The following is a 17,064-nucleotide window of genomic DNA, read 5'->3' on the forward strand; positions in this document are numbered from 1 at the left end:
ACGCCGGCGCGGAAGTGCCTAGCGTCGGGGGATGCCCTCACCGCGTGACCGTGCGACCCGCCTCGCCGGAGGCGTACGCCGTGCCGTGCTGCGCCGCCGCCGGCTGCTCGCCGCGCTGCTGACCGCGGTGGCGGTCGGCACCGGCCTGCACGCGACCACCGCTCCCCCGCCGGCCCGGGTCGCGGTCGTGGTCGCGGCGCACGACCTGCCCTCGGGGGCGGTCGTCACGGAGGCCGACCTCACCACCGCGGCCTTCGCCCCCGGCTCGGTCCCGTCGGGCCTCGCCGACGCCCCCGTCGGGCGGACCCTGGCCGGGCCGCTGCGCGCGGGCGAGCCGGTGACCGACGTCCGCCTCGTCGGGCCGGGCCTCGCCGCGGGCCACCCGGGGCTCACCGCGGTGCCGGTCCGGCTGCCCGACGCGGCGATGGCCGGGCTGCTGCGCGCGGGCGACCGGATCGACCTGGTCGCCTCGGACCCCCAGGGCTCGGGCGCCCGGACGGTCGCCGCGGGAGCCGTCGTCGTGGCGGTGCCACGGGTGGCCGACGACGCCGGGACGACCACGGCGGCGGGGCTCCCGGGCCGGCTGGTCGTGGTGGGGGTGCCGCCGGGCGACATGGAGCCGCTGGCGGACGCGTCGGTCCGCTACTTCCTGACCTTCGCGTACACGCACTAGCCTCGAAGGGCCCCCCACCACTCGGACCCAGGAGCCCCCATGACCGGATTCAAGAACTTCATCCTCCGCGGCAACCTCGTGGAGCTCGCCGTCGCGTTCATCATGGCCGGCGCCTTCGCCGGCGTCGTGACCGCGACCGTCGACGTCATCCTCGGCATCGTCGGCAAGATCGGCGGCGAGCCGGACTTCTCGATCTGGAAGCCGGCCGGCCTGCTGATCGGCGCCTGGATCACCGCGATCGTCTCGTTCCTGATCCTCGCGGCGGTCGTCTACTTCCTGATCGTGAAGCCCTACACCGCCGCGAAGCAGCGCTACTTCCCCGAGGAGGAGAAGGGCCTGCCCGCCGACATCGCCATGCTCACCGAGATCCGCGACCTGCTCGCCCAGCAGGGCGGTCGCCCGCAGGTCTGACTGCCGTCAGCCGTGGTGGGGCGGGACCTGCGCCTTGAGCCAGGTCTCGCCAGGATCCTCGCGGCCGCCGTCGGCGCGGTGCCCCGCACCCGGGTCGCGCTCGTCGCTCGTGGTGTCCGGGAGGACGTCCCCGAAGACCGCGGCCAGCCGCTTGCGCCGCTGCCAGTCGGTCTCCGCGGGCTTGCCGTCCGTGGGCTCGTCCGCGGGCCCGTCCGCGGGGCTCCCCGCCCCGGTCCCGCGGGGGCCGGTCACGAGCAGAGGCCGGCGTCGGCCAGCGCCTGCGCGTCGGCCTCGTTGGAGCCGGAGCCGTTGCCCGACCCGTTGCCGGACGGGTTCTTCGACCCGGGCAGGTTGCCGGCGCTGATCACGTCGGTCGCGAGGCGCCGGGTGAGCGGCTCGTCGTCGATGATCTTCTGCCACACGCCCTTGGCCTGGGGCGTCCACACGAGGTGGTTGGGGTTGGTCGGGTCGACCGTGTTCGGGATCGTGATGAACTGGATCTTGTCCAGCCCGATGTTGCGGAACTCGTAGCCCAGGCCGCCGATCTTCTTGAGGCTGCCGAGGGCGGGGTCCAGGGTCAGGGACTTGGTCGCGGCCTCGAGGAACTTCACGATCTTGATCGGGTTCGCCAGCGTGCCGGCGGCGACGACCTGGTGCGCCATCGAGGCGATGAACGCCTGCTGGCGCTTCATCCGGCCGGTGTCGGAGCCGTTGCCGACGACGTACCGCTCGCGCACGTAGTTGAGGGCCTGCTGGCCCGCGATCTTGCGCGTCCCGGCGGGGATGTTGATGCCGTGGGCCGGGTCGACGATGTCCTCGGGGATGCAGACCTCGACGCCGCCGATGGCGTCGACCATGTCGCGGAAGCCCTCGAAGTTCACGACGACGTAGTGGTCCACGAGGACGCCGGTGAGCTTCTCGAACTGGTGGATCGTGCAGGCGGGCCCGCCGACGGAGTAGGCCTCGTTCCACAGCACGTGGGTGCCGCCGGCGATGTCGTCGCCGTTCTCGTCGGTGCAGGTGGGCCGGTCGACGGCCGAGTCGCGCGGGATGCTGATGCCGTAGGCGCGGGTCCGGTCGGCCGACAGGTGGATCAGGATCGTCGTGTCCGACCGCGCGCCGCCGCCGGTCAGGTTGTCGATGTTGCACCCGTTGCAGTCCCGGCTGTCCGAGCCCATCACCAGGATGTTGAGCGGCTCCTGGGGGCCGGTCACCTTCGGCTTGTCCGGCCGGTCGGTGCCGATCTGGCCGCTCAGGTCGACGACGTTCAGGTTGCCGTTGAGGTGCCGGTAGAGGAAGACCACCGACAAACCGGTCACCAGGCCGAGGACGAGGACCGTCGCCAGCACGATCTTGCCGACCGTGTGCCGCTTGCGCACCCGCCCCTTGCGCTTGGGCGCACCGGACCCCGCCTGGGCACTGGGCTGCTCGGCGTCGGACACGGACATGCACCTCGGAGGGACGACAGGTTCGGGAACTGCGGGGGCTGGATCGACGGCTGGCTCGACGCCCGGGACGAAGAGCTCCGCGCAGGCGAACCTACGCGAGATCCCCAAATTGTCGCGCTGACCTGCCGTTCTGCACAAACCCTCGGTCCCGTGCGGACGCCGGCACCTCCTAGCCTGTCCCCCATGGCCTCCCCCGCGCACGTCCTCACCGAACGCCTCCAGCGCGCCCTGGGCGCGGCGTTCGGCCCGGAGTACGCCGCCGTCGACCCCGTCCTGCGGCCCTCGCAGTTCGCCGACTTCCAGGCGAATGCCGCACTGGCACTGGCGAAACGCCTCGGCACCAGCCCCCGCGAGGTCGCCGCCCGGCTGGTCGAGCACCTCGACGTGGCCGACGCCTGCGACGCCCCGGTGGTCAGCGGGCCGGGCTTCGTCAACCTGTCGCTCACGCCCGCCTGGGTCGCCGCGGCCACGACCGCGCTCGCGGCCGACCCGCGGGTCGGCGTACCCCTCGAGGAGCCGCAGGTCGTCCCCGTCGACTACTCCGCGCCGAACGTCGCGAAGGAGATGCACGTCGGCCACCTGCGCACGACGGTCGTCGGCGACGCGCTCGCGCGCACGCTCGAGCACCTGGGCCACCACGTCATCCGGCAGAACCACATCGGCGACTGGGGCACGCCGTTCGGGATGCTCATCGAGCACCTCCTCGAGGTCGGCGAGGAGTCCGACGAGGCCGCGCTGCTGGTCTCGGACCCGAACGCGTTCTACCAGGCCGCCCGGGCGAAGTTCGACGCCGACACCGACGGCACCGACTTCGCCGCGCGCGCCCGGGCCCGCGTCGTCGCGCTGCAGGCCGGCGACCCCGAGACGCTGCGGCACTGGGAGCGGCTGATCGCCCTGTCGACGGCGTACTTCAACTCGATCTACGACCTCCTGGGCGTGACCCTGACCGACGCCGACCTGGCCGGCGAGTCGACCTACAACGACGAGCTGCCCGGCATCTGCGCGGAGCTCGAGGCGGCCGGGATCGCCGAGGTCAGCGAGGGCGCCCTGTGCGTCTTCCTCGACGGCTTCACCGGCCGCGAGGGCAAGCCGGTGCCGCTGATCATCCGCAAGAGCGACGGCGGCTACGGCTACGGCACCACCGACCTCGCCACGATCCGTCACCGCGTGCGCGACCTCGGCGCGGACCGGATCCTCTACGTCATCGGCGAGCCCCAGTCGCTGCACCTGCGGATGGTCTGGGCGACCGCCCGCAAGGCGGGCTGGCTGCCCGACGACGTCGAGGTCGTGCACGTGCAGATCGGCAACGTCCTCGGCTCCGACGGCAAGATCCTCAAGACCCGCAGCGGCGCACCGGTCCGGCTGCGCGCGCTGCTCGAGGAGGCGGTCGAGCGCGCCACCGCGCTGCTGGTCGAGTCGCGGCCCGACGTGGCCGAGGCCGACCGGGCCGTCGTGGCGCGCCAGGTCGGCATCGCCGCGGTGAAGTACGCCGACCTGTCGGTCTCCCACGACAGCGAGTACGCCTTCGACCTGGACCGGATGGTCTCGGCGTCCGGCAACACCGGGCCCTACCTGCAGTACGCCGCCACCCGCATCCGGTCGATCCTGCGCCGGGCCGACGACGCCGGGACGGGCGGCCTCTCCTCGGTCGCGAGCGCGCCGATGGTCGTCACCGACGAGGCGGAGCGCGCGCTGATGCTCGCGCTGCTCGCGTTCGGCGACACGGTCGCGGGCGTCGGGGCCACCCTCGAGCCGCACCGCCTGTGCACGTACCTCTTCGAGCTGGCGCAGGCGTTCACGACGTTCTACGACCGCTGCCCCGTGCTCAAGGCCGAGGGCGACGACGTCCGCGCGTCGCGGCTCGCGCTCTGCGCGCTGACGCTGCGGGTGCTGGAGCAGGGGCTGGACCTGCTCGGCATCACGGCGCCCGAGCGGATGTAGCCCGGTGTTCGACCTCTCCTTCGCGGCGACGCACCGCTTCCGGCCGTTCGCGCTGGTGGCGCCGGGCTTCGCGGCCGTGGAGGAGGGAGCGCCTGCCGTCGGTGACGGCGGAGACAGCGAGGCGCTGGTCCGGGCTGACGCCGGGCCGGTGGCGCCGTACGCCGCGGTGGAGGTCGACGTCGCCCCGGTGGAGCTCTCGGGCCGGGTGGCGGTCGGGCTGGCGACCGCCGACGACCAGCACGTGCTCGTGACCTGGACGCCGCGCTCGTCGCGCCTCGCGATCTCGGTGCGCCGGCGCGGCCGCACGCGGGTGGTGCGGCGCCGCAAGGTCGCGCTGCCGGCGTCCTTCCGACTGGCGTTCGTGCTCAACGAGCAGCAGGTGACCGGGCTCGTCGACACCGGCGACGGCTGGCGGCCGGTGCTCACCGAGCGGACCCGGGTGGCCGCGCTGGTCGACCTGCGCCGCGAGGACGAGCTGGCCGCGCACGCCTACGCGTGGGGCGGCGGCACCCTCACCGCGGTGCGCGCGGGGCTCTTCGGGATGGTCGGGCTGCGGGATCCCCACCTCGTCCAGCACGCCGACGGGACGCCGTACGTCCGCGACGGCCGGCACTGGCTGACCTGGACGTGCGCGGGGCTCGGCTTCTTCCAGCAGGCGCACTGGTCGGTGTGGTCGGTCGACCTCGCCGACCCCGAGAGGATGCGGTTGGAGTCGCAGCTGTTCTCGCGGCGCGACGGCCGGGTGCTCGGCGACCACGCCGGGCACCTCGTGCGCGACGGCGACCGCTGGCTGGTCGCGACCAGCTCGTGGGGCGACTTCGGGGCCGGCTCGATCCACGTGCGGCACACCTCGACGCGGGCCGACCTGCTCACCGGCGTGCACGTGCTCGACACCGAGCCCACCGCGCTGCCGACCCCGCACGGCACGTGGGACCCGGCGCTGCTCCGGGTCGACGACCGCTGGCACGTCGCCTTCGTCGAGAGCCCCTCGCAGCAGCCCTTCCGCTTCGGCCCGGCCCTGGCCACCACCACGGCGGCCGCGTGGACCGAGGGCCTCTCAGCCGTCCCGACGCCGGTCATGCGCCAGTGCGAGGGCACCGTGCTCGTGACCGTCGGCGACCGGCCGTGGCTGCTCGCCAGCGACGCCGACGAGCGGTGCTACCCGGTGCTCGACCTCGAGGGCCGGCGGGTCGGCCGGCTCGACGCGCCGTACCTCACCAACATCCCGCACCCGCAGCTCGTCGCCGACCCCGCCGGAGGCTGGCTGGTGCTGACCTTCGACGGGACGGCGTACGAGCGTCGGGTGCTGGGGTACGGCGGCCACGGGGACGTGGTCGTGCTGCACTCCCGCTAGGGGATCAGCGGACGACGTACCACGCGCTGGTCGAGGCCGCGGGACGGTCGTCGCCGTGCTCGCCGTCGTCGTCGCCCTCGTCCTCGCCCTGGCAGTCGTCGCCCTGGTCGTCGTCCTCGGAGGCGTTGTCGGTGCCGTCGTCGTCGCTGTCCTCGGCGCCGTCCTCGGTGCCGTCGTCGTCGGAGTCCGCGTCGTGGGCGGAGGTGCCGTCCTCGTTCTCGTCCTCGTCGGCGACGCCGTCGTCGTCGGAGTCGTCGTCGTCGGCCTGGCAGGTCTCCGTCGCGTCGTCCTCGTCCTCGTTGTCGGCGCCGTCGTGGTCGGCGTCCTCGTCACCGTCGACCGTGCCGTCGTCGTCGGTGTCGCCGTCCTCGGGGTCGGTCGACTGCGAGCCGTCGTGGACCTCGTCGCCGTCGTCGTCGCCGTCGTCGTCGGAGTCCTCGTCGCGGGGGTCGGTGCCGTGGCGGAACTCGGCGATGTTCTTGAGGCCGTCGTGGTCGGCGTCCCGCTTGGCGTTCGCCTTGTTCGCGTTCAGGTGGTGGGCGACCTCCCACCGGTTGGGCATGCCGTCGTGGTCGCGGTCGCCGCCCGCGGCGCCGGCGGGCGCCGTCAGGGTCAGCAGGCCGGCGACGGCCATGGCGGAGGTGGCGGACACGACCTTGAAGGTCGGGCTGTCGAGCAGGGACATGGGGGTCTCCGGGGGTCTCGCCGGCCGGGGCCGGGTGGGACGGATCGTGACGGGCGGCGACGCCGCCCTCGACCACCACCTGTCACCGGACGTGGCCTGCGTTACACCGGCCCGGCGACGTACGGCGTGGGCGTCAGTTGCGCAGGATCGAGGCGGTGGCCGGTGCGAGCCGGACGGAGTCGACGCGGCGGCCGTTGGCGGTGCGGTACGACCGGCCCAGGGCGATCCGCTGCGCGGTGCTGCTCGGGTTCACGAGCACCATCCCGCCGGCGTACTCGCGCCGCCAGATGCCGCTGGGCAGGCGCTCCCGCGGACCGGCCGGCTGGCCGATCTCGATGGTGGGCGCGGACAGCCAGTGGTTGGTGAACTCCTCGTCCGGCACGAAGATGCTCGAGCCGGTGCGGCCGTTCCACGTCAGCAGCCAGGTGGCGCGGTGGTAGACCTGCGAGGCCACGTCCGCGGTGGTGCTGTAGGTGACGGCGAGCAGCGGCATGCCGCGCTGGGCGCACCAAGCGGCCAGCTGCATCTTCCACTCCCAGTCGGCACCGGTGAAGCGGCCGGAGTCGTCGCTGAGGCCCCACTTGACGAAGTACTCGTTCTCCCAGCCGGAGACGTACGGCGACCAGTCCTCGACGACCGAGCGCCAGTCGTCCCACTGGAAGGCGATGTTGGTGATCGCCTGGTAGCCCGCCGCCTGCAGCCCCGGGCCGACCCGGGAGAGGAACTTCTCCGTGGCGGCGTACATCTGGGCGTCGGTGGAGATCCGGGTCGAGACCCGGTTGTCGAAGACGGTGTGGCTGAGCTCGGTGAGGACGTCGTCGAGCATGACGCCGTCCCAGTCGTGGGCCCTGAGCTCCCGGAGCACGTTGCCCGACCAGCGGCGGGCGTAGGCCGGGCGGCTCACGTCCATGGGGTAGAGCCCGGGCCAGTCCGACCACTCGAGCTGGCGGCCGGCGGCGTCGCGGAGGAACCAGCCGGGGTGGTGGCGCATCGCCCAGTGATAGCCGACGCCGGTCGGCAGGATCCGGTTGTCGAGCGTGCACGCGGCGTCGCGGCAGGCGCCGGCGACGGTCGCGGAGACGTCCTTGTACATCAGCACCTGGACGTCGGGGTTCTTCGCCTTGAGCACCGGGATCAGGTCGTACTCCCAGGGCTGGATGACGACGTAGTTGCCCTTCCACGCCTCCGGCGTCGAGTCCGGGTCGCCCCAGTCGAGCATCAGCGTGCCGGCGGAGCCCTCGCTCGTCGTACGACGGGGGGCGGCGGCGCGCGCGGTCTTCGAGGTGGCCTTGGTGCTCGTGGCGACGGCCGTGCGCGCGAGCGGGCGGGCGGTGCCGGTCGAGGTGCCGGCGGTGGCGACCGCGTTCGACACCGACCCGCCGAGGTCGAGGGTGAGGTCGGCGTGGCCGACGTCGTGCTGGGCAGGCCGGGGTGCGGCGACGGTGGCCGTGCTGTCACCCGCGAGGGAGACGAGCACGAGGGTCAGCGCCACACCGAGGGCGTCGAGGATCCGCATGTGACCATTGGTGGCCCTGCGACCCCTGGGAGGCAGGGGCTTCGGAGGCGCGGCTGTCTAGCCCTTCTGGGCCATGGCGCTCCGCCGATCGGTCGGCGACGACCGACGGAGCACCCGGCCCCCCATGGCTCAGTCGCGCAGGATCACGCCCGACGTCGGCGCCAGCCGGACGCTCGAGACCCGCTTGCCGCGCAGCGTCGTGAAGGTGCCGTCGAGGTCGACCGTGCGCGCGTCCCGCGTGGGGTTCACGAGCACCGCGCCCCCGGTGTAGTCGCGCCGGTGCACGACGCCGGCCACCACCTCGGGCGGCGAGACCGGGCGTCCGATGTCCGTCGTCGCGACCGGCAGCCAGTGGTCGGTGTCGGACTCCTCGGGTACGAAGATGCTCGACCCGGTGCGACCGTTCCAGGTCAGCAGCCAGGAGGCCCGGTGGTAGGCCTGCGCCGCCACGTCGTCGCGGCTGCTGTAGGTGATCGCGAGCAGCGGCACGTCGCGGCGGGCCAGCCAGCGCGCCATCTCCGTCTTCCACGTCCAGTCGTCGTCGGCCGTGAACAGCTCGCTCGGGCCGAGGCTCCACTTGACGAAGTACTCGTTCTCCCAGCCCGAGACGTACGGCGTCCAGTCCTCCAGCACGTCTTTCCAGTTGTCCCAGCCGACCGTCAGGTTCGGCACCGCGAGGAAGCCGGACCGTTGGAAGCGGGGCGCCACGCGCCTGAGGAAGCGCTCGGTGCCGGCGTACATCGCCGCGTCGTCCGGGAAGCGCGTCGACACCCGGTCGCCGAACGTGGAGTGGCTGAGCGTGGTGAGGACGTCGTCCATCATCACGCCGTCCCAGTCGTGGGCGCGCAGCTCGGAGCGGACGCTCCGCAGCCAGCGCCGCTGGTAGCCCGGGTCGGCGATGTCCATCGGGAAGAGGCCCGGCCAGTCCGACCACTCGAGCCGGTGGCCCGCGGCGTCGTGCAGGAACCACTCGGGGTGGTGCTGCTGCGCCCAGTGGTAGCCCACCCCCGTCGGCAGGATCTCGTTGTCGCGCGTGCAGCCGTCGCGGCAGGCGCCCTCGACGGTCGCCGAGACGTCCTTGTACATCAGCACCCGGATGTCCGGGTTGTGCGCGCGCAGCGACGGGATCCGCGCGTACTCCCACGGCTGCAGGACGACGTAGTTGCCGCGCCACGCGTCCGGCGTCGACTGCGGGTCGCCCCAGTCGAGCATCAGGGTGCCGGCCGACGGCGAGGTGCCGCTGCCGCGGGCGCTCGCGGCGGTTTTGGTGGCGGCGCCGGGGGTGGCGGCGCTGACGTGCCCGGCGTACGACGGCGTCAGGCCGTCGGCGGGCCCGGCGGAGCCGGCCAGCACGGTGCCGAGCGCCAGGGCGACCAGCCCGACGGCGCCCCGCAGGGACGGTCGGGTCGCACGCCGGCGCGCGGCCCGCTGCGACGTGGGGAAGGGCGAGGGAAGGACGTGGTCTCCGGCCTGGTCAGGGCCCGAGAACGCCTGGTGGGAGTCACGATTTCTCATGCCTCCATTCGTCCGGAAATGCGGTCCCGCCAGCAGGGCTGCAGGCGCCGTTGGCCCTGGGGCGCCGGACCCCCGGCCGGTGGGGTCCAGGGACTAGTACCCCGCCGACGTCGGGCCCAGGAAACGCTGCCCGATCGGAGGATGACGAGGTGGCCGACTCGATCGCGCCCGCCCGCAGGTGGCACGATGTGCGCCGACGTCCCGACGGCGTCACGCCCCAGTAGCTCAGTGGATAGAGCAGCCGCCTCCTAAGCGAAAGGTCGCAAGTTCGACTCTTGCCTGGGGCACCCCGCGTCGTACCTCCCGAGCGCGTCAGGACGCACGAAGCAGCACCCGACCGGGCCACGGGCCCGACCGGCGGTCAGCTGTCGACCGTCAGGCGACGACCTCGAACCGGATCCCGGCGGCCTGCAGCCGGGCCAGCAGGTTCGCCCCCATGGCCTGGGCGGTGGTGACCTGGCCGGAGGTGGGCGGGTTGTCGTCGAAGGCCAAGCAGAGGGCGGACTCGGCGAGCATCTTGGCGGTCTCGCCGTAGCCCGGGTCGCCGCCGCTGACGCGGGTGTGGACCGAGCGGCCGTCGCCCTCGCCGACGAAGTCGACGGTGAACCACGACTTCTCGCGACGCGACTCGTCCGGGCCGTCGCCCTGCTTGACCTTGCCGAGCAGCAGGTTGCGCAGCGGCTTCACCTGCGCGGACAGGGCGATGGCGGTGACGCCGGCCGCCCCGCCGGCGGCGTACCGCAGCGTCTTGGTGCCGGCGTAGTGCGCGTAGCGGAACTCCGGGCCGTACGACGCCAGCGCGGCGCCGCTGCGCGCGACCACCGCCGGGTCGATGGTGGGCATCGGCAGCAACCAGTAGCCCAGGAGCGAGTCCCGGTGCGGCTTGCCGGCGACGGCGCGCGAGGTCCGGCCCTGCGGCTTCGGCTCCGCCTTGCGCCGGGCCGAGGAGGCCTGCTTCATCTGCTTCCCGCGCGACATCGCGGTCATCGCGGAGTGGAAGGTGCCGCCGGAGAACATCCCGCTCGCGCGGACCACGCCGCGGACGGACACCGGGCCCTGCGCGCCGAGCTGCTCGACGGTGTACATCGCGCCGAGGTCGTGCGGGACCGAGTCGAAGCCGCACGCGTGCACGATCCGGGCGCCGGAGCGCTCCGCGGCGGCGTTGTGGGCGACGTACATCCGGTCCACGAACTCGGGCTCGCCGGTGAGGTCGACGTAGTCGGTGCCGGCGTCGGCGCAGGCGGCGACCAGCGGCTCGCCGTACGTCAGGTAGGGCCCGACCGTGGTGATCACGACGCGGGCGCGCGACGCGACGTCGGCGAGCGAGGCCGGGTCGCCGACCTCGGCGTGCAGCAGCTCGAGGTCCGCGAGCGCGGGGTCGATCGCCGCCAGCTGGTCCCGCACCCGGGCCAGCTTGTCGGGGCTGCGCCCGGCCAGCGCCCAGCGCAGCCCGCTCGGCGCGTGCCGGGCGAGGTACTCCGCCGTCAGCGCACCCGTGAAGCCCGTCGCCCCGAAGAGCACGATGTCGAACGGTCGGTCCGTCTTGCCGGTCTCAGCCATCCCCCCATCGTCGCACCCCGATCCCGGGTGCCCGCAGGGTGAGACCGACGTACGCTCGGACCATGTGCCGCAACATCCGCCCCCTCAACAACTTCGAGCCGCCCGCGACCCGTGACGAGGTCACGGCGGCCGCGCTGCAGTACGTCCGCAAGGTCAGCGGGACGACGAAGCCGTCGCAGGCGAACCAGGCCGCGTTCGACCGCGCCGTCCGCGAGATCGCGCACCTGACCCAGCACCTGCTGGACGACCTCGTGACGACGGCCCCGCCGAAGGACCGCGCCGTCGAGGCCGACAAGGCCCGCGCCCGGGCGGCGCTGCGCTACGCCCGATGACGGTCTCCGGCGACACGACCACCACGGCCGCGTCCACCTCGGCCGCGGCCGCGCTCGACCTGCTCGCCGACCGACCGCTCGTGGTGCTGACCGGCGCCGGGCTCAGCACGGACTCCGGCATCCCGGACTACCGCGGACCCGGCTCGCCGAACCGGACGCCGATGACCTACCAGGAGTTCGTCTCCGGCCCGGAGGCCCGCCGGCGCTATTGGGCGCGCAGCCACCTCGGCTGGGGCCGGATGAAGGGGGCCGAGCCGAACGCCGGCCACCACGCGCTGACCCGGCTGGACCCCGAGCTGCTGATCACCCAGAACGTCGACGGCCTGCACGAGCGGGCCGGCTCGCGGAGCCTGGTCGCCCTGCACGGCCGGATCGCCGACGTGGTCTGCCTGGACTGCCGCGCCACGACCGGGCGGGCCGCCCTGCACGCCCGGCTCCACGAGCTCAACCCCGGCTTCGCCGAGCGCCACGGCGCAGCGGAGAGCCGGCCCGACGGCGACGTCGACCTCGACGACACCGCGGACTTCGTCGTCCCGGGCTGCGCCGACTGCGCGGGGATCCTCAAGCCCGACGTGGTGTTCTTCGGGGAGAACGTCCCCCTCCCCCGCGTCGAGCGGTGCTACGCCGCGGTCGACGCGCTCGCCGCCACCGACGGTGCCCTGCTCGTGGCCGGGTCGTCGCTGACCGTGATGAGCGGCTTCCGGTTCGTACGCCGGGCCGCCCGCGACGGCACGCCGGTCGTCATCGTCAACCGCGGCACGACCCGGGGCGACGAGCTGGCGGCGTACACCCTCGACGTGGGGTGCAGCGAGTTCCTCACCGCGCTCGTGGAGCGGCGCACGGCCTAGCCGGACCGTGCGCAGGCCTCAGAGCTTGCGGACGAAGATGTGGTCGGCGGCCTCCGGGACGATCTCGGCGGTCTCGCCGCCCGAGCCGACCAGCACGCCGTCCGGGGTCGCGACCGCCGTGATCGTCTTGTCCGGCAGGGCACCCACGCGTCGCAGCGCGCTCATCAGCGCCTCGTCCTTCTGCATCTCCTCCGAGATCCGACGGACGAGCACGCGGGCCTCGTCGTCACCGACCGCGACCGCCTTCGACAGCGGCTCGACGCCTTCCATGAAGCCCTCGCCGAGGTCGGTCTCGCCGAGCTCGTCGAGGCCGGGGATCGGGTTGCCGTACGGCGACTCCGTGGGGTGGTCGAGCAGCTCGACGAGGCGGCGCTCCACGGTCTCGGACATGACGTGCTCCCAGCGGCACGCCTCCTCGTGGACGAGCTCCCAGTCGAGCCCGATCACGTCGATGAGGAGCCGCTCGGCCAGCCGGTGCTTGCGCATCACACGGGTCGCGAGGCGGTGCCCGTCGTCGGTGAGCTGCAGGTGGCGGTCGCCCTCGACGGTCAGGAGGCCGTCGCGCTCCATCCGGGCCACCGTCTGCGACACGGTCGGACCGCTCTGGTGGAGGCGCTCGGCGATCCGGGCGCGCAGCGGGACGATGCCCTCCTCGACCAGCTCGTAGATCGTGCGGAGGTACATCTCGGTGGTGTCGATGAGATCGCTCACCGGGTCATTGTGTCCCATCGGCGGGTGCGGCTCCATTCGACCACCGGGCCGTCGGAGGCGCGTGGCAGGCTGGGACCGATGCCTTCCGTGATGTGGTTCCGCCGCGACCTCCGCCTCCAGGACAACCCCGCCCTGCTCGAGGCGTGCGGGGACGGCGACGTGCTCCCGCTGTTCGTGCTCGACCCGGCGCTGTGGGGTCCGGCCGGTCCCAGCCGCCGGGCCTACCTCGGCGCCTCGCTGCGCGCGCTGGACGCCGACCTGCGCGGCGGTGGCCGCGGGCCCGGGCTCTCGGTCGTGCGGGGCGGTCCGGTCCGCCGGGTCGTGCTCGCCGCGAAGGAGGTCGGCGCCACGCGCGTGCACGTCGCGGCCGACTACGGACCCTACGGCCACCAGCGCGACCTGGACGTCGAGGCCGCGCTCGCCGAGGCGGGGATCGAGCTGGTCCGCACGGGGTCGCCGTACGCCGTCGCGCCGGGCCGCGTCACCAACAAGACCGGCGACCCCTACAAGGTCTACACGCCGTTCTCCCGTGCCTGGGCCGACCACGGCTGGCGGGCGCCCGTCGAGGCGCCGTCGGGCGCGACCTGGCTGGCGCTGGAGGACACCACCGACATCCCGGAGCCGGCGCTGCCCGACGGCCTCGAGCTCCCGGAGGCCGGCGAGGCCGCCGCCCGGCGCCGCTGGGCCGACTTCCTCGACGAGCGCATCGCGGACTACGACGCCGCCCGCGACCTCCCGGCCGTCGTCGGCACCTCCCACATGTCGGTGCACCTGAAGTGGGGCGAGATCCACCCGCGGACGATGCTGGCCGACGTCGGCGCCCTGCGCAGCCGCGGCTCGCAGACCTACCGCAAGGAGCTGGCCTGGCGCGAGTTCTACGCCGACGTGCTGTTCGCGCGGCCGGAGTCGGCGCGCGAGTACCTCCGCCCCGAGTACGCCCGCCTCCAGTACGACGACCCCGGCACCCACCTCGACGCCTGGCGCGAGGGCCGCACGGGCTTCCCCGTCGTGGACGCGGGCATGCGGCAGCTGCGGGCGACCGGCTGGATGCACAACCGCGTCCGGATGATCGTGGCCAGCTTCCTCGTCAAGGACCTGCACCTCGAGTGGCAGCACGGCGCCCGGCACTTCATGCACTGGCTCGTCGACGGCGACCTCGCCTCCAACCAGCACGGCTGGCAGTGGACGGCCGGCAGCGGCACCGACGCCGCGCCGTACTTCCGGGTCTTCAACCCGACCTCGCAGGGCAAGAAGTTCGACCCCAAGGGCGCCTACGTCCGCCACTGGGTGCCCGAGCTCGCCGACGTGGCCGACCCCCACGACCCGGCGCCGGAGGACCGGCTCGCCGCCGGCTACCCCGACCCGGTCGTCGACCACGCGGCCGAGCGTCGCGAGGCGCTGGACCGGTGGGAGAGGATCAGGGGATGAGCGAGCATCCCGACCTGATCGTCCCCCGCCGCTTCTGCGGCCCGCCGTCCTCGGGCAACGGCGGCTGGACCTCCGGGGCGCTGGCCGCGCTCGTGGAGCAGGGCTGCCCCGACAACCGGGCCGAGGCCTGGCCGCCGATCCGGGTCGCGCTCCGCAAGCCGCCCCCGCTCGACACCCCGATGGACGTCGTCGACGACGGCACCGGGGTGACCGCCTCGGTCGAGGGGGCCGTCGTCGCCCGTGCCGAGGTCACCGACGCCGACCCCGCGATCGTCGAGCCGGTGCCGGCGGCCGAGGCACGCGCCGCCATGGCGACCTACCCCGGCCTCACCTCGCACCCCTTCCCCACCTGCTTCGCGTGCGGCACCACCCGCGAGGAGGGCGACGGCCTGCGGATCTTCCCCGGCCGCGTGGGCGACCAGGACGGCGCCGTACGCATCGCCGCGACGTGGACGCCGCACGCCAGCGTCGCCGAGGACTTCCACGCCTACGTCGACGACGTCCAGCGCGCCTCGCTCGCCGCGACCTGGGCCGCCCTGGACTGCATCGGCGGCTGGGCCGGCGACCTCGAGGAGCGGCTGATGGTGCTGGGCGGCATGACCGCCCGCGTCGACGCCCTCCCCGTCGTCGGCGAGGAGCACGTCGTCGTCGGCCTCGCCCGCGGCCAGGAGGGTCGCAAGACCTTCACCGCCGCCACACTGTACGACGCCGACGGCCGCGTCGTCGCGTGCGCCGAGCACGTCTGGGTCGCCGTCGACCCGGCCGCCTTCGCCTGACCCCACCACCCGCCGTACCGCCGAGTCGGCGCATCTGCAGATCCCCGGACCGCCGAGTCGGCGCGTCTGCAGATCCCCGGACCGCCGAGTCGGCGCGTCTGCAGATGGGGCGGGGCCCGACACGCCGACGCGCCCTCGTCCGTCTGCAGATGCGCCGACTCGGCTACTCCCACGTCTGAAGATGCGCCGACTCGACCTTCGGAGTTGCCTCGGCAGGGGGTCTGCGGGGAGGATTGTCCGCATGACTTTGAACGATCCAATCCAGGTCGACCCCAGCGAGTGGTGGCGGCACGCGGTCACCTACCAGGTCTACGTCCGCAGCTTCGCCGACAGCGACGGCGACGGCATCGGCGACCTCCCGGGGATCACCTCGCGACTGCCCTACCTGCGCGACCTGGGCGTGGACGCGCTGTGGATGACGCCGTTCTACACCTCGCCGCAGCACGACCACGGGTACGACGTGGCCGACTACTGCGACGTCGACCCGCGCTTCGGCTCGCTCGCCGACGCCGACACGCTGCTGGCGACCGCGCACGACCTCGGCCTCAAGGTCATCGTCGACCTCGTCCCCAACCACTCCTCCGACGAGCACGTGTGGTTCCAGGCCGCCCTGGCCGCGGCGCCCGGCAGCCCGGAGCGGGCCCGCTACCTCTTCCGCGACGGCCGCGGGGAGAACGGCGAGCTGCCCCCGAACAACTGGGACTCCGTCTTCGGCGGCCCGGCGTGGACCCGGGTGCCCGACGGCCAGTGGTACCTCCACCTCTTCGACTCGACCCAGCCCGACTTCGACTGGCGCAACCCCGAGGTCGGCGACATGTTCGAGGACGTGCTGACCTTCTGGCTCGACCGCGGCGTGGACGGCTTCCGCGTCGACGTGGCCCACGGCCTCTACAAGGTCGCGGACCTGCGCGACCAGGTGCTGCAGGAGGGTGAGCGCCGCGGCAGCGGCGCCGACGCCCACCAGAGCGGTGGCGGCGGCAGCATGGTCGAGCGGACCCTGCGCGACGAGCCGATGTGGGACCAGCCCGAGGTGCACGACGTCTACCGCCGCTGGCACCGCGTGCTGGAGAAGTACGACGGCGACCGGATGACCGTGGCCGAGGCCTGGACCCAGACGCCCGAGTCGATGGCGAAGTTCGTGCGCCCCGACGAGATGCAGCAGTCGTTCAACTTCTCCTGGCTGCTCGCCGGCTGGTCGGCCCGTGAGTTCAGCGACGTCATCACCGGCACCTTCGCGGCCCTCGAGCCCGTCGGCGCCTCCCCCACGTGGGTGCTGAGCAACCACGACGTGATCCGGCACGTGACGCGGTACGGCGGCGGCGCGCAGGGACTCGCCCGCGCCAAGGCCTCGACGCTGGCGATGCTGGCGCTGCCGGGGTCGTCGTACCTCTACGAGGGCGAGGAGCTCGGCCTGGAGCAGGTCGACGTCGAGCCCGAGTTCCGCCAGGACCCGTCGTGGTTCCGCACCGGCGAGCCCGGTCGCGACGGCTGCCGGGTGCCGATCCCGTGGTCGGGCACCGAGGCGCCGTTCGGCTTCGGCCCGGGCCACGAGCAGCCGTGGATCCCGCAGCCGGCCGACTGGGCCCACCTCACGGTGGCCGCCCAGGAGGGCGTCGAGGGCTCGACGCTGGAGTTCTACCGCTCGGCGCTCGCCGCACGGCGCGACTTCGCCCAGACCGCGGGCGACCACGTCGAGATGCTCGAGCTCGGCGCCGACGTGCTCGGCTTCCGCCGGGGCCCGGTCACGGTGGTGCTCAACTGCGGCACCACACCGGTCGCGCTGCCCGAGGGCGAGGTCGTCATGGCCAGCGGGCCGGTCGACGACACCCTGCCGCCGGACACCACGGTCTGGCTGCGCTGACGCGC

Annotated in this window: 16 protein-coding genes and 1 tRNA gene; 10 read left to right on the forward strand and 7 right to left on the reverse strand. The window is 73.6% G+C overall.

The features are described from left to right. Positions 1 to 31: 31 nt before the first annotated feature. Together H5V45_RS07840 and H5V45_RS07845 are read left to right on the forward strand one after the other, a co-directional pair. The gene (locus tag H5V45_RS07840) at positions 32 to 673 is read left to right on the forward strand and encodes an SAF domain-containing protein (protein ID WP_185252413.1); all 642 of its coding nucleotides are present in this window, start codon (positions 32 to 34) and stop codon (positions 671 to 673) included. Between the two features lie 39 nt (positions 674 to 712). Continuing rightward, on the forward strand, positions 713 to 1,084 hold the full coding sequence (locus tag H5V45_RS07845; RefSeq protein WP_185252414.1) for an MscL family protein: 372 nt from the start codon (positions 713 to 715) through the stop codon (positions 1,082 to 1,084). A 6-nt stretch (positions 1,085 to 1,090) separates the two neighbouring features. On the opposite strand, the gene H5V45_RS07850 is transcribed toward H5V45_RS07845, so the two are convergent. Together H5V45_RS07850 and H5V45_RS07855 are read right to left on the reverse strand one after the other, a co-directional pair. Beyond that, on the reverse strand, positions 1,091 to 1,336 hold the full coding sequence (locus H5V45_RS07850) for a hypothetical protein (RefSeq protein WP_246415877.1): 246 nt from the start codon (positions 1,334 to 1,336) through the stop codon (positions 1,091 to 1,093). Beyond that, positions 1,333 to 2,526, reverse strand: a complete 1,194-nt coding sequence (locus tag H5V45_RS07855; RefSeq protein WP_343061473.1) for an LCP family protein — start codon at positions 2,524 to 2,526, stop codon at positions 1,333 to 1,335. Before H5V45_RS07855 ends, H5V45_RS07850 begins: the two co-directional genes overlap by 4 nt. A gap of 189 nt (positions 2,527 to 2,715) precedes the next feature. On the opposite strand from H5V45_RS07855, the gene argS reads away from it, so the two are divergent. Further along, positions 2,716 to 4,473 carry an arginine--tRNA ligase gene (gene argS, locus H5V45_RS07860; RefSeq protein ID WP_185252416.1) on the forward strand — a complete coding sequence of 586 codons (1,758 nt, stop codon included), beginning with the start codon at positions 2,716 to 2,718 and terminating at the stop codon, positions 4,471 to 4,473. Between the two features lie 4 nt (positions 4,474 to 4,477). Continuing rightward, on the forward strand, positions 4,478 to 5,827 hold the full coding sequence (locus H5V45_RS07865) for a glycoside hydrolase family protein (protein ID WP_185252417.1): 1,350 nt from the start codon (positions 4,478 to 4,480) through the stop codon (positions 5,825 to 5,827). A 4-nt stretch (positions 5,828 to 5,831) separates the two neighbouring features. Here H5V45_RS07865 and H5V45_RS07870 read toward each other — a convergent pair whose 3' ends face one another. The 3 genes from H5V45_RS07870 to H5V45_RS07880 form a co-directional block, all read right to left on the reverse strand. Next, complete coding sequence (locus H5V45_RS07870) at positions 5,832 to 6,512, reverse strand: hypothetical protein (protein ID WP_185252418.1); 681 nt, start codon at positions 6,510 to 6,512, stop codon at positions 5,832 to 5,834. 133 nt (positions 6,513 to 6,645) lie between these two features. Beyond that, on the reverse strand, positions 6,646 to 8,028 hold the full coding sequence (locus H5V45_RS07875; protein ID WP_185252419.1) for a putative glycoside hydrolase: 1,383 nt from the start codon (positions 8,026 to 8,028) through the stop codon (positions 6,646 to 6,648). Between the two features lie 129 nt (positions 8,029 to 8,157). After that, positions 8,158 to 9,543: a putative glycoside hydrolase gene (locus H5V45_RS07880; RefSeq protein WP_185252420.1), complete on the reverse strand. Its 1,386-nt coding sequence runs from the start codon at positions 9,541 to 9,543 to the stop codon at positions 8,158 to 8,160. A 214-nt stretch (positions 9,544 to 9,757) separates the two neighbouring features. On the opposite strand from H5V45_RS07880, the gene H5V45_RS07885 reads away from it, so the two are divergent. Beyond that, positions 9,758 to 9,830: transfer RNA gene (locus tag H5V45_RS07885), tRNA-Arg, on the forward strand. A gap of 88 nt (positions 9,831 to 9,918) precedes the next feature. Here the strand turns inward: H5V45_RS07885 and H5V45_RS07890 are convergent. Next, the gene (locus H5V45_RS07890) at positions 9,919 to 11,103 is read right to left on the reverse strand and encodes a saccharopine dehydrogenase family protein (RefSeq protein WP_185252421.1); all 1,185 of its coding nucleotides are present in this window, start codon (positions 11,101 to 11,103) and stop codon (positions 9,919 to 9,921) included. A 62-nt stretch (positions 11,104 to 11,165) separates the two neighbouring features. Here H5V45_RS07890 and H5V45_RS07895 point away from each other — a divergent pair, with 62 nt between their 5' ends. Then, positions 11,166 to 11,435: a DUF2277 domain-containing protein gene (locus H5V45_RS07895; RefSeq protein WP_185252422.1), complete on the forward strand. Its 270-nt coding sequence runs from the start codon at positions 11,166 to 11,168 to the stop codon at positions 11,433 to 11,435. Further along, the gene (locus H5V45_RS07900) at positions 11,432 to 12,283 is read left to right on the forward strand and encodes an NAD-dependent protein deacetylase (RefSeq protein ID WP_185252423.1); all 852 of its coding nucleotides are present in this window, start codon (positions 11,432 to 11,434) and stop codon (positions 12,281 to 12,283) included. The genes H5V45_RS07895 and H5V45_RS07900 overlap by 4 nt, the downstream gene beginning before the upstream one ends. Positions 12,284 to 12,301: 18 nt before the next feature. Here H5V45_RS07900 and H5V45_RS07905 read toward each other — a convergent pair whose 3' ends face one another. Continuing rightward, positions 12,302 to 12,994 (reverse strand): iron-dependent transcriptional repressor DtxR, encoded by a 693-nt coding sequence (locus tag H5V45_RS07905; RefSeq protein WP_185252424.1) that lies wholly within the window; start codon positions 12,992 to 12,994, stop codon positions 12,302 to 12,304. Positions 12,995 to 13,072: 78 nt separating this feature from the next. On the opposite strand from H5V45_RS07905, the gene H5V45_RS07910 reads away from it, so the two are divergent. The 3 genes from H5V45_RS07910 (at position 13,073) to H5V45_RS07920 (ending at position 17,059) form a co-directional block, all read left to right on the forward strand. Beyond that, positions 13,073 to 14,422: a cryptochrome/photolyase family protein gene (locus tag H5V45_RS07910; protein WP_185252425.1), complete on the forward strand. Its 1,350-nt coding sequence runs from the start codon at positions 13,073 to 13,075 to the stop codon at positions 14,420 to 14,422. Then, complete coding sequence (locus H5V45_RS07915; protein WP_185252426.1) at positions 14,419 to 15,198, forward strand: hypothetical protein; 780 nt, start codon at positions 14,419 to 14,421, stop codon at positions 15,196 to 15,198. The genes H5V45_RS07910 and H5V45_RS07915 overlap by 4 nt, the downstream gene beginning before the upstream one ends. A gap of 241 nt (positions 15,199 to 15,439) precedes the next feature. After that, entirely contained in the window at positions 15,440 to 17,059 is a 1,620-nt protein-coding gene (locus H5V45_RS07920; RefSeq protein ID WP_185252427.1) for a glycoside hydrolase family 13 protein, read from the forward strand. Positions 17,060 to 17,064: the final 5 nt, after the last annotated feature.

The organism is Nocardioides luti (assembly GCF_014212315.1).
GTDB classification, from domain to species: Bacteria; Actinomycetota; Actinomycetes; order Propionibacteriales; family Nocardioidaceae; genus Nocardioides; species Nocardioides luti.

Bases quoted from the DNA above. Each gene is read 5' to 3' on its own strand.
- H5V45_RS07875 (WP_185252419.1), bottom strand. From the start codon at position 8,028: ATGCGGATCCTCGACGCCCTCGGTGTGGCGCTGACCCTCGTGCTCGTC.
- H5V45_RS07920 (WP_185252427.1), top strand. From the start codon at position 15,440: ATGACTTTGAACGATCCAATCCAGGTCGACCCCAGCGAGTGGTGGCGG.
- H5V45_RS07900 (WP_185252423.1), top strand. From the start codon at position 11,432: ATGACGGTCTCCGGCGACACGACCACCACGGCCGCGTCCACCTCGGCC.
- argS (WP_185252416.1), top strand. From the start codon at position 2,716: ATGGCCTCCCCCGCGCACGTCCTCACCGAACGCCTCCAGCGCGCCCTG.
- H5V45_RS07840 (WP_185252413.1), top strand. From the start codon at position 32: ATGCCCTCACCGCGTGACCGTGCGACCCGCCTCGCCGGAGGCGTACGC.
- H5V45_RS07880 (WP_185252420.1), bottom strand. From the start codon at position 9,543: ATGAGAAATCGTGACTCCCACCAGGCGTTCTCGGGCCCTGACCAGGCC.
- H5V45_RS07845 (WP_185252414.1), top strand. From the start codon at position 713: ATGACCGGATTCAAGAACTTCATCCTCCGCGGCAACCTCGTGGAGCTC.
- H5V45_RS07915 (WP_185252426.1), top strand. From the start codon at position 14,419: ATGAGCGAGCATCCCGACCTGATCGTCCCCCGCCGCTTCTGCGGCCCG.
- H5V45_RS07910 (WP_185252425.1), top strand. From the start codon at position 13,073: ATGCCTTCCGTGATGTGGTTCCGCCGCGACCTCCGCCTCCAGGACAAC.
- H5V45_RS07870 (WP_185252418.1), bottom strand. From the start codon at position 6,512: ATGTCCCTGCTCGACAGCCCGACCTTCAAGGTCGTGTCCGCCACCTCC.
- H5V45_RS07890 (WP_185252421.1), bottom strand. From the start codon at position 11,103: ATGGCTGAGACCGGCAAGACGGACCGACCGTTCGACATCGTGCTCTTC.
- H5V45_RS07895 (WP_185252422.1), top strand. From the start codon at position 11,166: ATGTGCCGCAACATCCGCCCCCTCAACAACTTCGAGCCGCCCGCGACC.